The organism is Microbacterium lacus (assembly GCF_002812805.1).
GTDB lineage: Bacteria > Actinomycetota > Actinomycetes > Actinomycetales > Microbacteriaceae > Microbacterium > Microbacterium lacus_A.
On the sequence record NZ_NMUM01000023.1, the window covers coordinates 209,615 to 223,170 of the forward strand.

Below are 13,556 nucleotides of genomic sequence, written 5' to 3' on the forward strand. Positions count from 1 at the left end.
ATGCGTAAATTGATGCCGCGACGAGGAGGTGCGCATGGGCCCGTTCGACCGACTCGGCGGCGGAGGTGCCGGGGGCGAGAGCGCGCCGCGGCTCACTCCCGGACTGCTCGTGGTGCTCTGCGTTCTGATGACGCTGAACCCCATCGTGGCGAACATGTACCTGCCCGCGCTGGGCATCATGGCGGACGACCTGGGCACCAACATCGTCGGTATCCAGCTCGCGCTGACCGCATTCTTCCTCGGTGTCGCGGTCGGTCAGCTCGTGGTCGGGGCGCTCTCCGACAGCCTCGGCCGTCGGCGGGTCCTGGTTCTCTCATTCGTTGTCTTGACGGCCGCGAGCGCATTCGTCGCGGCGGCGCCGACCCTCGAGGTCATGATCCTCGGGCGCGTGCTGCAGGGGTTCGGCGCGGCGGCGAGCGTCGTGATCGTCCGGGCCATCGTCTCGGACATCGGCGTGGGCACTCAGGTCTCTCGCGCCTACAGCATCCTGATCGGGACACTCGCTGTCGGGCCGCTGCTCGCCTCGCTCTCGGGGACCGTGTTGCTCCAGATCTCGGGATGGCGCGCGATCCTCGTCGGCACGGTTGTCGCGAGCGTCGCCTACCTCGTGATCGCGGTCGTGGCGATCCCCGAGAGTCTGCCCGCTGCGCGGCGCGCTCCGTTCCGATTGCCGTCGATGATCGGATCGTACGGGCGCCTGCTGCGCGACCCGGCCTACGTCGGTTTCGCCCTCACTATGGCGTTCGTGTTCGCGGGGCTCACGGTCTACGTCAACGCGACCTCGTTCGTGGCCCAGGACGTGCTGGGACTCAGCCCCTGGGGCTTCTGGCTCATCTTCACCGCCTACGGACTCTCGGTTTTCGCGGGGGGCTGGGCGAACGCGCCGCTGTCCGCGCGGTACGGCTCGCGCACGATGCTGGCGGTCGACCTTGCCGTCGCGATCATCACGACTGCGGCGCTCGTCGTGATCACGTGGCTGGGCGCGCTCACTGTGGCCACCTACGCCGTGTTGATCGTCGTCTGCTGCGCCGCCGTCGCGGGAGTCATGGCGAACGCGACCACGCTGACGCTCGGACGGGTGTCGTTCGCGGCCGGGTCCGGCGCGGCGCTCATGGGCTGTGTGCAGTTCGCGCTCGGCGCTCTGGCCGCGCCCATCGGGGGGCTCGCCGGGCCCGAAACCGCGCTGCCGATGACGCTCGGGATGCTGGGATGCTTCGTCCTCAGCCTCGTCGCGAGCGTCTTCGGCCGCCACCACGAGCGCCGTGCCCCACGCGGCTTTCCGACAGATGAAAATCCGCCTGCGCTGCCGGGAGGCGGCGCGGCACCGTAGAACCCGGCGGCCAATGCTGGCCACTGACGGCGGCCAACGGCGGATCGCCGCGAGACCTGGAGGAAACCATGACCACTTCGACACGCGAAGCACTCCTCGACCCGACCGGTGCAGCCGAGGGCGCAAGCGACGGTACGCTCTCGCCGCGCCCCGTCACCCTCAAGGGGCTGACGGTGGGACTGCTCGATAACACCAAGCCCAACTCCACACTGCTGCTCGACGAGATCGCCGCGGACCTCAAGCGCGACTACGGCATCGGCGAGATCAAGCACTACGTCAAGGACTACTTCGGCACGCCCGTCAAGGACGAGCTGTTCCAGCAGATCGTGTCGGAGGTCGACATCGTCATCACCGCCGTCGGCGACTGCGGGTCGTGCAGTGCGGCGACGGTTGCGGACGGCATCATGTTCGAGCGCGCAGGCATCCCGACCGTCAGCATCACGTCCGACTCGTTCGCCATGTCGGGACGGGCGATGGCCGAGGTGCAGGGATTCCCGGGCTTCCAGTTCGTCATGGTGCAGCACCCGGTCGCGAGCTTGGACACCGAGCACATCCGCGGCCGCGCCGACCAGGCCGTGCCCGACGCCCTCCGCATCCTCGGGGTCACCGAGCTGGCTTGAGGTGGCGCCCGGCGGGGGCATCGGGCCCAGCTTGGATCAGCGCCACCGGGTAGGTCTCATCTCGTCCGTGTTCACAATTCAGTCTGCGCGTTGAGGGCAGACACGGGCGCCCGCTGAAACAGGAGGGCGTGCCGGGATTACGAGTCCGGCGGGACTGAATTGCGAACCGTGGATCCGACGCAGAGGCCTTGAGTGCGCGGTCCGCGAGCACGGCAATCTCACAGGCATCGCTATATCGAAGCGGCCCTCAGCGACATATCGTTGAGTATCGTTAGATAGGCGGCAATCGACACCGCATGGAGGTCATGATGAGCGATTCGTTCGGAACCAACGGCTTCGGATTCGGCGGCGGAGGCGGCGTGGGCAACGGCGGCTTCGGCGCCGGACTCGGCTCGGGCTTCGGCAAGACCGGCGCCGGAATCTGGGATGCGATGGAGCAGCTTCGCGACGAGTTCGAGCGTCGCGTGATGCCCAAGGGTGGGGCCCGTATGGGCCGCGGCGATGTGCGTGCGGCCGTTCTGGCCCTGCTCGCCGAGAGCCCGATGCACGGCTACCAGATCATTCACGAGATCGAAGAGCGCAGCGGCGGCAGCTGGAAGCCCAGCCCCGGCTCGGTCTACCCGACCCTGCAGCTGCTGACCGACGAAGGCCTCGTCACCGCCGAAGAGGCAAACGGTCGTAAGACCTACGCGCTCACCGAGGCGGGACGCGCGGAAGCGGATGCAGCGGGTGAGCGTCCGGCTCCGTGGCAGGCATCCGGAACCGGCACCGGCGCCCGCGAGAGCAGCGGTCGCGCGACGGCCCTGCCCAAGGCCGGCGTCGAGCTCGCCCAGGCGGCGGCTCAGGTCGCCCGCACCGGTACGCCGGAGCAGGTACAGCAGGCGGTCGCCGTTCTCGAAGACGCGCGTCGTAAGCTCTACTCGATCCTCGCCCAGGACTGACCGGAGTGCCCTCGGCGCGAAGGCGTCCCGAGGGAGCACAGTGAGCGGCAGGGTCGTCAACAAGACCGATGCGTACGATGCCGGCGCCATGCGCGCCCGGTATCGGCGCATCCTGCGGTTCGCTGCGCGCTTCCTCGCACAGACGTGGTGGTTCGAACTCGTGCTGCCCCGCATCGGCCTGACCCGGATCGCGGTGCGCACGCGCAACAAGCGCATGAAGCGGTTCGCTCGGGCCTTCCACGGGCTCGCCGTCGACCTCGGTGGCCTGATGATCAAGGTCGGGCAGTTCATGTCCTCGCGCCTTGACGTTCTGCCGCCCGAGATCACGAAAGAGCTCGAGGGCTTGCAGGACGAGGTTCCTGCCGTGCCCTTCGATCGCATTCGGTCGGCCGCGGAGGCAGAGCTCGGCATGCCGCTCGACCGCGCCTATTCGTGGTTCGACGAGACCCCGGTGGCCGCGGCATCCCTCGGCCAGGCTCATCGCGCGCGCCTGTCGGCGCTCGACGCGAGCGAGACGGGGCTCGACGCGGTCGTCGTCAAGGTGCAGCGACCGGGTATCCAGCAGATCGTCGATGTCGACCTGGCTGCGCTTCGCAAGGTCGGCGGATGGCTGAGCCGCATCCGCCTCGTCTACACCCGCGTGAATGCGCCCGCGCTCGTCGAAGAGTTCGCCGTGACGAGCCTCGAAGAGATCGATTACGTTCACGAGGCCGCGAACGCCGAACGCTTCGCACGCGACTTCGCGGGCGACCCGCGGGTGGCCGTGCCGGAGGTCGTGTGGGAGCGCTCGACCGGACGCGTCCTGACACTGCAGGACGTCACGGCGATCAAGATCAACGACTACGACGGCCTCCGCGCCGCGGGCATCGACCCCGACGAGGTGGCCCGCGAGTTCGCGTCGGTCATGTTCGACCAGTTGTTCGACCACGGCTTCTTCCACGCCGACCCGCACCCCGGCAACGTCTTCGTAACGCTGATGCCGGATGCCTCGGGCTCCGGAGCCGGGGGAACGGGGACTGTGGCGGGCTCGGGTCCCGGGGCCGACGCATCCGCCTCGGTTCCCTCGTCTCCCGCCTGGCGCTTCACCTTCATCGACTTCGGGATGATGGGCGAGGTGCCCGCCGGGCTTCGCCGAGGGATGCGGCAGCTGCTCATCGCCGTTGCGTCGCGCGATGGGCGAGGACTCGTTGACGCGATTCGCGAGGTCGGCGTGCTGCTGCCCTCGGCCGACACCGGCGAGCTCGAGCGGGCTATGACGGCGCTGTTCGCGCGGTTCGGCGGCATGGGCTTCGCAGAGTTGCAAGAGGTCGACCCGCGCGAGTTCCGCGACTTCGCGATTCAGTTCGGGGACGTCGTGCGGTCGTTGCCGTTCCAGCTTCCCGAAAACTTCTTGCTGATCATCCGCGCCTCGTCGCTCACGTCGGGCGTCTGCAGCGGCCTGAACCCCGCGTTCAACCTGTGGGATTCGGTCGAGCCGTATGCCGCCCAGCTGCTCCGCGACGAGCGCGGCAACATCGCGCAGGCCGTGGGCAAAGAGGTCGTCTCGATCGCGGGCCTGGCTGCGCGACTCCCGCGGCGCCTCGACGAACTCGTCACCCGCATTCAGGACGGCGAGATCTCGGTCGACACGCCACGGCTCGACCGGCGCGTGGCTCGGTTGGAGCGGATGGTGCGCCGGGTCGTCTCGGCCGTACTGTTCGCCGGGCTGTTCATCGGCGGCGCCGTGCTCCGCCCCGAAGACCCGGTGTTCGGCACCGTGCTGATGGCCGGCTCGGTGCTGCCGCTGCTGCACGCGCTGTTCGCCGGGATGCGGCGGGGGCCGGGCGCCGGCTGAGGCCGCAGCGACCGTGCCGGGGCTCCGTGTGCTGGCCCGCCGGGCAGCACGAGGTGAGGACTTCGGGCCGGTGAGAGGACCGAGCCGCGGCCAGGGTACTCATCCCGGGCCGAAGCCCTCCTCTCGCGCTGGTGGCACGCGAAGTTAGATCACCACCCGCTGCGGGTCGCGGTGTGGCCCTCGCGCGCCTCGTCTGGCATTGCCATCTCAGCGCGGATGCCGAGCAGTCGCACGGGCCTGTCGGGCGCGATCTTTGCGACCAGCGTCATCGCCTCGGACGTCACGATCGAGGCATCCGTTGTCGCCGCGATTTTCCGCGTGAACGTCTTCGTCACGAACGGCGCGTAGCGCACCTTCAGCCCCAGCCCGACGACGGGCCGCGCATCCGCCCCGACGTCGGCCAGCACCTGGGCGAGCAGCATCCGCGCCGCGTCTTCGATCTCCGCGCGTGTTTCGAGGTCCTGTTGGAAGGTCGTTTCGTGGGAGTGCCCGCGCGGCACGTAGGGGGCGTCGTCCACCGTTGCCGAGCCTTCGCCACGCGCCAGTTGCGCGTACCAGGGACCCATGCGCGGTCCGAATTCGGCGGAAAGCGCGCCCTCGTCCGCGATGGCGAGTTCGCCGATCGTACGGATGCCGAGGGTCGCGAGCCGCTTCGAGATCTTCGACCCAATGCCCCACATCTCGAGCGTCGGGCGATCTCCCATCACCTCAAGCCAGTTCGCCGCGGTGAGCCGGAAGACGCCGCGGGGCTTGCCGAATCCGGTTGCGACCTTCGCGCGCACGAGCGTGTCGCCGATGCCGACGCTGCAGTGCAGTGCGGTGCGCGCGAGGACGGCGGCCTGGATGCTTCGTGCATACGCTTCGGGGTCTTCCGTCGTGACCCCGACGAACGCCTCATCCCACCCCAGCACCTGCACGACCGCGCCGGGCTGCGCGCGCAGTTCGGCCATGACCTGCGCGGAGGCCGCGTCATAGGCCGCGCGATCCACGGGCAGAATCACCGCGTCCGGGGCCTTCCGAGCGGCGATCCGCAGAGGCATCCCGGATCCGACGCCGAGCGCGCGTGCCTCGTACGAAGCGCTTGCCACGACCACGCGCTCGGTAGGGTCGCCGCGCCCGCCGACGATGACCTGCTTGCCCGCGAGTTCCGGGTGGCGCAGCACTTCGACCGCCGCGATGAACTGGTCGAGGTCGACGTGGAGGACCCAGGGTGCGGCGCTCATGAAGCCAGTGTGCGCGGTGTCGGAGGTGCTTGGCTAGGCTCGCGGCATGCACCGTATCTTCACCACCGCGGTATCTGCGGTGTACCCGCACTACGTCGCGAAGGCCGAGCGCAAGGGACACTCTCAGGCCGAGGTCGACGAAGTCATCGAGTGGCTGACGGGGTTCGACAAACCGACCCTCGAGCGGCACCTCGCCGATGGGACGACCTTCGAGCAGTTCTTTGCCGGCGCCACGCTCAACCCGAATGCTGCCCTGATCACCGGGACGATATGCGGAGTGCGTGTCCAAGAGGTCGAGGACCCACTGATGCAGAAGATCCGGTATCTCGACCTTCTGGTAGACGAAGTTGCGCGCGGCAAGAAGATGGAGAAGATCCTGCGCGAGGCGTGAGCGGCGGTGTAGGCCCACTTTGTCCGCCGCTCATCCTGAACATTTCCTCCTTCGTTATCGTTTCGTGACCTGCGAAATGCCGGGATGGTGCGGATCCGGCCCATCAATGTCGGTGGTCATTCGTACATTTGTTCTATGACCTCGGATGTCCCGTCGCCGCTTCCGCGCCTCACCAGTGCGGTGGAGCGGATGTCTGGGGTCATGGTCGATCGCGAGTTCACCGAATTCGTGCGGGAGACCGACGATGACACGCTTCTCGTCGTTTTGGCCGACGCAGCTGACGCCCGCAAAGCCCTCGATCTGATCGTCGCGGCCGCGACCGCGGAGGTTGGGCACCGGTCGACACGCGAGCTGGGGTACGCGGGACTTGCGCAACGCAAGGGGCATCGCAATGTCACATCCCTCGTGCAGAACATCACGGGGCAGTCTCGTGGAGATGTCGGTCGGTCGCTGCGTACGGGCGAAGAGCTGGTGCCCGTGCTTCGAAGCGAGGGAGCGGTCGAGGGTGCTCCGGTCGGTCCGGATACGCCACCCGTGGCGGGTCACAGAGCGGGTCACGGGGCGGTCACGTGGCTGTCGATGCTCCGCGGCGCACTGACATCCGGGGCGCTGAGCTCGCCGCAGTTCCAGGCAATCAGAACGGGATTGGGGGAGCCGCCCGTCGAGCGCTATCCCGAGCTGGACCCCGCGTTCCTGCCCGAGGCCTGGGCGCGGGCGGTGGCGCTGCTCATCGAAGAGTCCGGGCATCTACCGGTGGAAGAACTTCGCGCGGCCGCCCGGATCGCGCGAGACCGACTAGACCCCGTCGGCGTCACACTGCGGTTCGAGGAGCGCTTCGCGGCGCGATCCTTTCGCGCGTGGATCGACGAGAACGGACAGCACCACGCCCGGATCGTCTTCGACGACGACGCTGCGGCATGGGTCCATGCGATTCTGCAGGCGTCGCTGAGGCCGCGGCGCGGACCGCGATTCGTCGGTGAGGACGCGCCCGAACGGGCCGCCGACTCGGCCGTCGACGAGAGAACGAACGAGCAGCTGCAGTACGACACGGTTTTGGCCGTTCTCCGCACGGGCGCCGCCGCAGATCCGAATCAGTCATTCGGCGACCGGCAGCCCGGGGTGCGCATCCTGCTCGAGGCGACGGCGATCGAGGGCGCAGGGATGGAAGGCGCAGACTCCTTTGGCGGAAAGAGGGTTGCGGGCGTCGGCCATCTTGAGGACGGTGGTCAGGCGCTGCCCGGCGGAGTGGTCGAGACCTATCTCTGTGACGCCGGCGCGGTGGAGATCAGTCGGGACTCGTTCGGCCGACCGCTCGATGTGGGCCGCGAGCATCGACTCTTCACCCGAAGGCAACGCATCGCGATCGCTGCGCGCGACGGGGGATGTATCTGGCCCGAGTGCATCGCGCCCATTTCGCAATGCGAGTACCACCACATCAAACACTGGTGGGAAGACCACGGGGCAACCGATGTGGACGACGGCGTCCCGCTCTGTCGCAACTGCCATCTCCGGCTGCACAATCAGGGCTGGCGCATCACTCGCGAGCGGGACCCTGACTCGGGGCTCGATTCGTACTGGCTCCATCCGCCGCCCGACCCGCTGACAGGCGTGGTTCCGGAACGGGTTCGGCTGCCCTCGAAGGCTCCGACGAGGTTCGAAGCGGCATGACGCTGGGCGAAAATCAGTGCCGCGCCGCTGAACGGGAGGTCAGTGCGGCGCCGCTGGACGGAGGTCAGTGCGGCGCCGCTGGATGGGTGGGGTTAGCGCCGCGCGAGGGTTGCGGCTGATCAGTACCAGCCGACCGACTGCGAGTGCGACCAGGCGCCACACGGGGTGCCATAGCGACCCGAGATGTAGCCCAGTCCCCACGAGATCTGCGTCGCCGGGTTGGTCTGCCAGTCGGCACCGGCCGAGGCCATCTTGCTTCCGGGAAGCGCCTGCGGGATGCCGGTCGCACCGCTCGACTTGTTGTATGCCAGGTAATTCCAGCCGGACTCCTTGTTCCAGAGCGAAACAAGGCAGGAGAACTGGTCGTCGCCCCATCCACGCGCGGCAACCATGCCCCTGGCAGTGGCCTGGGCCTCGGCGGCGCTCGTTCCGCTCGCTGCCAGATTCGCGGATCCACCCGACGTCGAACGCGCGGCGGTCTGCTTCGCGGCGGCGGCTTCAGCGGCAGCCTTTTCGGCTGCCACACGGGCGGCCTCGGCGGCCGCCGCTTCTTCGGCGGCCTTCTTCGCAACAGCGGCCTCGAGGCTGCCACGCAAGCCCGCGACACGCTCGTTGACGGGTGCGACGAGTTCGCTCACATCAGAGATCAGACCCAGCACGAGCGGGGCGGGCAGCAAGTCGGCGCCATCGAGGCGGTCGGCGGCCTTCTCGAGAGCCGCGGTGTCGACGCTCGTGTCCGGCTCACCGACATCCAGGCCGGACGCCTGAATATCCGACGTCACCGTGGCAGCCGCCGCAACCGAGGCATCCGCAGCGGCAAGAGCTTCGCGCATGTCGGAGGAACCCTCATCCGTGCCCGTCTCCGTGAGGATGGGCGTGGCCGCAATGGACGTCGTGAATGAAGCAAGCGTCATCGTCAACGCCGAGTCGGCCCGATCGGAGACAGACGAAGCCTCCGCCTGCACCGCGGGGACGGTCGAGAAAGCGAGAGCCCCGACGAGGGCGACAGCAAGTCCCGTCGTGAGAATGGCGGGGCGGCGGCGGGCTCTGCGGGCGCTTTGCTCGGCGAGTCGGCGGGTGCGGCGGGCGGGCAAAGAAGACGAGGCAGAGCGCATGAAGACCAGTTCCGTATCGGTGAGCTGCACCCTCGGGCGGGCGCGTCGTATCCGCACCTGCGGACACAAAGCAACGACTCTGGCACACCCCACCTGGACGCTTCCGGTACGTTTCCTGGACGCCCGGTGAGAACGGGCGCTCGAAAAAGGCCAGGTGGGAGGCTCTGGGCGCTGTCTGTGTGGCGGCCGCGAGCCGGTCCCCGAGCAGCGATCGGCTACTCGATCACAAACTAGGGAAAGCCTCGAACGTCGTGCCCTCGGGGAACTCCTCGAAGAACGTCGCCTCGAACGGTACGGGGGTACCGTCGCTCGGCAACAGGTCGACGTAGGTGTACTCAGCTTCGATGATCGCCCCGCCGGCCGAACGCACCAGGACGACGACGCTGACGAATTCCATATCGCTCTCGAAGTCGCCGCTGACCGTGCCGGTGACGGTCGTCGACGAACCGTCGGATGCCGAAGCCAGGTCGCTCACGACGAACGAACCCGTCTCGTCGAACGGTGCCTCGTACACCTCGGCCTCGTCGAGGCCGACAACGCCCAACTCGGTGATCTCACCCGCCCCGATGGCGGTGAACAGTCCGGCGACGGCCACCTGTCCGCTCAGAATCGTCGGGTATTCGCTGACGCTCTCGAGGACGGTTCCGTCGGCGGCCAGCGCCTCGATGTCAAGGTAGGTGTCGAAGACATAGTCCGCGTTCGGGTTCTCGATCACGACCGCGTACCACCAGGTTTCGGGGTCGTACGATGTGCGGCCGAACGCGGATTCCACGATGACGAGTTCTTCAGCCACAGTCGCAGGGTCGCCGGCAGGGTCGTCATCAACAGGCGGTTCGGTGACCGCGATACCCGGGCCCGGGTCGATCGCTTCGGTCGTCGCATCCGCCAAGATCGCGAATGACGCAATCGACATGACGACGGAGACGATCCATCCGACGACCGAGATGACGAGGGCCGCGATGCTGAATCTCTTCGCTCCCTGCGTCTTGTTGATGAGCGCGATGAGCGCAACGACGAAGCCCGCAAGCAGAACGAAACCTGAGAACCAGGTGACGAAGGGCACGAAGGCCATGATCAGACCGATCAGCGACAGGACGAGCCCGATGATCGCGAGCGTCTTCGGCCGCGAGCCCGGCGGGGGAGCGGCGCCGGCAACGGGAGGTGGCGGGTAGCCGCCTCCGTAAGCGGCCGCGGGCGGCGCCCCGGGGTAGGGCTGCACGAGTGGTGCCCCGACGGGGGCCGCTTCTGTTGGTGTGGTGCCCGGATAGCCCGGCGTTGCGCCCGGTGCGGCGCCCGGATACCCACTGCCCGGAATGGCGCCGGGAAACGCGCCGGCCGGATAGGGCGCCGTCGCGTAAGGCGGAAGCGGCGGAACGGATGCCGGGGGTGGGGGATCTTGCTCGCCGTGCTGCTCGGGCGTCGGTTCCGTTGTTTGCTCGGGTCCAGGCGTCGGCTCTGGAGTGGGCTCGGTCACAGGCTCCGACACGGGCTCGCCGATGCCGTTCGGATCGCGGGGATCTGACATGGGGGTCTCCTCGGAAATGGCAGTGGGCGGTCGGTCCGGTTGTCACGCGGAGAAAGCCCCGACTAGCGGATGCTATCGGGCAACGGCTCCCGATGTCCGCGAAGTGACGGGGCTGCGCAACATGATGAGGCTGCGCCAGCGATGCCTTCGGTGGAGAGCGCGACGTACGCTGGGCGGGTGTCCGCACCTTCCACGCCGTCGACGCCGCAGAACGCGCGGTCGCAGCTGATGGCGTTGACAGAGGTCATCGCGGCGGGCCGGTTCGATCCGCAGATCGCCGCCCGCTTCGGGCCGCCGGTCGATGACGCTCGGGCCGCTGCCGTCCTCATCTTGTTCGGTGTGCTCGATTCGCTACCGAGCGATCACCGCGCTCATGCGACTGCTGTGTCACGCGACCTCGATGTTCTGCTCCTCGCCCGCGCGCTCACCCTGCGGGCGCATCCGGGCCAGGTTGCTTTTCCGGGCGGGCGGGTCGACCCGGGCGACGACGGACCGGTCGCGGCGGCCCTTCGTGAGGCTCACGAAGAAACGGGCCTCGACCCGGCGGGGGTCGAGGTGCTCGGGTCGCTCGGCACCATCCCGCTCGCTTTCTCACGGCATGCCGTGACTCCCGTGCTGGCCTGGTGGAAGCATCCGTCGCCCGTGCGTGCCGTCGACCAGGCCGAGTCGGCGGATGTCTTCCGAGCTCCCGTGGCAGACCTGCTGGACCCCGCGAACCGGGGCACGACGGTCATCCGTCGCGATGGGCAGGAGTGGCGCGGACCCGGATTCCTCGTGCAGCACGCGACCGGAGACCACCTGGTGTGGGGCTTTACGGCGATGTTGCTCGACGGGCTGTTCGACCTGCTGGGCTGGACCGAACCGTGGGACGCCGCCCGCGAATTGCCGCTCGATCTATGACGAGGACCCCGTCGGCGCCACCGCCGCGACGAGGTGAGCGTTCCGCTGACGGATGAGCCGTCGGAGGTAGGGGACGAGAATCAGCCGCTCGACGAGCGTCCCGAACGCGGGCACGCCGAGGGTGGGGGATTCGACCGTGAGCGTGTCGACCATGACCGTGCGGGTACCCTCCGAGCGAAAAACATGCTCGTGCCGAAACGACCGAAAAGGGCCACGGGTTTGCTCATCGACGAAGCGATGCGGACGATCGAGCGCCGTGATGCGACTCGTCATCGTGAATCGGATGCCGAAGTGTCGGGCACGCCACGTGACCGACTCGCCCAGCCCGGTCGTGCCGCTCGTGACACCGGCAACGGCCCGCTCGCCCGAACTGCGCATGGAATCGAGGTGGTGGTCGATGCTGAGCGAAGCATCGAACAGGTCCTCGACGCTCGCGGTGGTTCGGGTCGTCACGGCGAAGCTAGTGGGCACGGTCCGATCCTCGCAGCGCAGAGTGTCGCGAACGAACGGCGGTCAGCCGACGACTCGACGCGCCCGTGCCCGTGTCAGGGCGGAGACAACCATGCGCCAGCCGACGAGAAGCACGAGCAGCGTGACCGCCGCGACGATGATGAACGCGAGCGCGGTGCCCTGTCCGCTGACGGCGCGGAGCAGCATCCCGCCAATGACCGTGATGACCCACACGCCCAGGCCTGTCCGGACGGGCGCAAAGGGCTGGCGCCACGCCAACGTGACGAGCCAGCCCGAGATCAGGGCGACGAGAAATGGCCAGGACGTCTGCACCAGACCGGATCCACCGGGACCGAGCACCCCCTCGTCGTGACTCGCCCGACCGATCACGGCGAACACGACGACGAGCAGAACATCGGCGACGAACGCCAGAACGATGTGACGATTCATGCGAACTCCTGTCGAGTGCGAGACCGGATCTACCCAGCATCGCACTCGAAGACGCTGGCCCCGACGGACGACGCATGCCAGGATGGGCATGTGGCCGCTGAGCTGCACCTCGTCATTGGAGCCGGCCCGGTCGGCACTTCGGTCGCGCACCGGCTCGCCCGAGACGGACGCCGCGTTCGTCTGGTCACGCGCTCCGGGTCTGGACCCGAGCATCCGCTCATTCAGCGAGTCGCAGCCGACGCTTCCGATTCGGCCGCACTGGCAGTCCTCGCCAAACGGGCAACCGTCATCTACAACTGCGCGAACCCCGGCTCGTATCCACAGTGGAAGCGCGTCTGGCCGCCGCTGGCCGCATCCATTCTGCGCGCCGCGGAGTCGTCCGGTGCGGTGCTGGTCACCCTCGGGAACCTCTACGGCTACGGCCCCGTGACCGTGCCGATAACCCGCGACATGCCGCTCAGACCCACAGACCCCAAAGGTGCTCTGCGCGCACGGATATGGGAAGAGGCTCTCGCGTCTCACGAAGCCGGTCGGGTTCGGGCCACCGAGGCCCGCGCGTCGGACTACATTGGCCCCACCGCCCCCGCCCGCAGCTCGGTGCTCGCCTTCTATGCGAACGCGACCCTCGCCGACCGCATGGCGTGGGTGTTCGCCGATCCTGACCAGCCGCACTCGTGGACGGCGGTCAACGACATCGCGGCGACCCTCATCACACTCGGCACGGACCGCCGCGCGTGGGGCTCTCCCTGGCTCGTGCCGTCGAGCGCACCGGTTTCGACGCGGGAAGTCTTGAGCCAACTCGCCCGAATCGCCGGTGCCGGAGAACCGCGATTGCGACGCATCCCGCGCGGCCTGCTGCATACCGCGGGGTTCTTCGTCCCGACGATGCGTGAACTCCGGGGCGTTCTGTACCAGTTCGATGCGCCCTTCGCCGTGGACGCGAGCGCGACGACCGACACCTTCGGCCTCACCGCGTCGCCGTGGCGCAAGGTGCTGGCCCGAACTGCTCCGATCTGGCGCGAGCGCGCGCTTGTCTCGCGCACCGCCTAACGCGCTCCGTTAGCGGCGTGGGGCGGGTTTTGCAACCCCAGAACGGATGCGCCCGAGCA

General features: G+C 68.2%; 13 protein-coding genes. 8 read left to right on the forward strand and 5 right to left on the reverse strand.

Annotated features, from left to right (window positions below):
* Positions 1 to 34: 34 nt before the first annotated feature.
* From CGU34_RS08805 to CGU34_RS08820, 4 genes are all read left to right on the forward strand, one after another.
* Entirely contained in the window at positions 35 to 1,330 is a 1,296-nt protein-coding gene (locus CGU34_RS08805; protein ID WP_100813875.1) for a multidrug effflux MFS transporter, read from the forward strand.
* A gap of 68 nt (positions 1,331 to 1,398) precedes the next feature.
* Positions 1,399 to 1,950 (forward strand): UGSC family (seleno)protein, encoded by a 552-nt coding sequence (locus tag CGU34_RS08810; RefSeq protein WP_036300980.1) that lies wholly within the window; start codon positions 1,399 to 1,401, stop codon positions 1,948 to 1,950.
* Positions 1,951 to 2,258: 308 nt separating this feature from the next.
* On the forward strand, positions 2,259 to 2,891 hold the full coding sequence (locus tag CGU34_RS08815; RefSeq protein ID WP_100813957.1) for a PadR family transcriptional regulator: 633 nt from the start codon (positions 2,259 to 2,261) through the stop codon (positions 2,889 to 2,891).
* Between the two features lie 88 nt (positions 2,892 to 2,979).
* The gene (locus CGU34_RS08820) at positions 2,980 to 4,725 is read left to right on the forward strand and encodes an ABC1 kinase family protein (protein WP_100813958.1); all 1,746 of its coding nucleotides are present in this window, start codon (positions 2,980 to 2,982) and stop codon (positions 4,723 to 4,725) included.
* A gap of 149 nt (positions 4,726 to 4,874) precedes the next feature.
* Here CGU34_RS08820 and CGU34_RS08825 read toward each other — a convergent pair whose 3' ends face one another.
* Positions 4,875 to 5,948, reverse strand: coding sequence for a DNA polymerase IV (locus CGU34_RS08825; protein ID WP_100813876.1), 1,074 nt, complete (start codon positions 5,946 to 5,948; stop codon positions 4,875 to 4,877).
* A gap of 46 nt (positions 5,949 to 5,994) precedes the next feature.
* On the opposite strand from CGU34_RS08825, the gene CGU34_RS08830 reads away from it, so the two are divergent.
* Positions 5,995 to 6,339, forward strand: coding sequence for a DUF2200 domain-containing protein (locus CGU34_RS08830; RefSeq protein WP_100813877.1), 345 nt, complete (start codon positions 5,995 to 5,997; stop codon positions 6,337 to 6,339).
* A gap of 135 nt (positions 6,340 to 6,474) precedes the next feature.
* Complete coding sequence (locus CGU34_RS08835; protein WP_198517727.1) at positions 6,475 to 8,007, forward strand: HNH endonuclease signature motif containing protein; 1,533 nt, start codon at positions 6,475 to 6,477, stop codon at positions 8,005 to 8,007.
* Positions 8,008 to 8,126: 119 nt separating this feature from the next.
* On the opposite strand, the gene CGU34_RS08840 is transcribed toward CGU34_RS08835, so the two are convergent.
* Together CGU34_RS08840 and CGU34_RS08845 are read right to left on the reverse strand one after the other, a co-directional pair.
* Positions 8,127 to 9,152, reverse strand: coding sequence for a lytic transglycosylase domain-containing protein (locus CGU34_RS08840; RefSeq protein WP_332870613.1), 1,026 nt, complete (start codon positions 9,150 to 9,152; stop codon positions 8,127 to 8,129).
* 193 nt (positions 9,153 to 9,345) lie between these two features.
* The gene (locus tag CGU34_RS08845) at positions 9,346 to 10,647 is read right to left on the reverse strand and encodes a hypothetical protein (RefSeq protein ID WP_100813879.1); all 1,302 of its coding nucleotides are present in this window, start codon (positions 10,645 to 10,647) and stop codon (positions 9,346 to 9,348) included.
* A 228-nt stretch (positions 10,648 to 10,875) separates the two neighbouring features.
* On the opposite strand from CGU34_RS08845, the gene CGU34_RS08850 reads away from it, so the two are divergent.
* A complete protein-coding gene (locus tag CGU34_RS08850; protein WP_100813960.1) occupies positions 10,876 to 11,547 on the forward strand; it encodes an NUDIX hydrolase in 672 nt (223 codons plus the stop codon).
* Here CGU34_RS08850 and CGU34_RS08855 read toward each other — a convergent pair.
* Together CGU34_RS08855 and CGU34_RS08860 are read right to left on the reverse strand one after the other, a co-directional pair.
* Complete coding sequence (locus CGU34_RS08855; RefSeq protein WP_100813880.1) at positions 11,542 to 12,018, reverse strand: SRPBCC family protein; 477 nt, start codon at positions 12,016 to 12,018, stop codon at positions 11,542 to 11,544. The genes CGU34_RS08850 and CGU34_RS08855 overlap by 6 nt on opposite strands.
* A 42-nt stretch (positions 12,019 to 12,060) precedes the next feature.
* On the reverse strand, positions 12,061 to 12,447 hold the full coding sequence (locus tag CGU34_RS08860; protein ID WP_100813881.1) for a DUF3054 domain-containing protein: 387 nt from the start codon (positions 12,445 to 12,447) through the stop codon (positions 12,061 to 12,063).
* Between the two features lie 90 nt (positions 12,448 to 12,537).
* Here CGU34_RS08860 and CGU34_RS08865 point away from each other — a divergent pair, with 90 nt between their 5' ends.
* Positions 12,538 to 13,497 carry an NAD-dependent epimerase/dehydratase family protein gene (locus CGU34_RS08865; RefSeq protein WP_232711609.1) on the forward strand — a complete coding sequence of 320 codons (960 nt, stop codon included), beginning with the start codon at positions 12,538 to 12,540 and terminating at the stop codon, positions 13,495 to 13,497.
* Positions 13,498 to 13,556 lie beyond the last annotated feature (59 nt).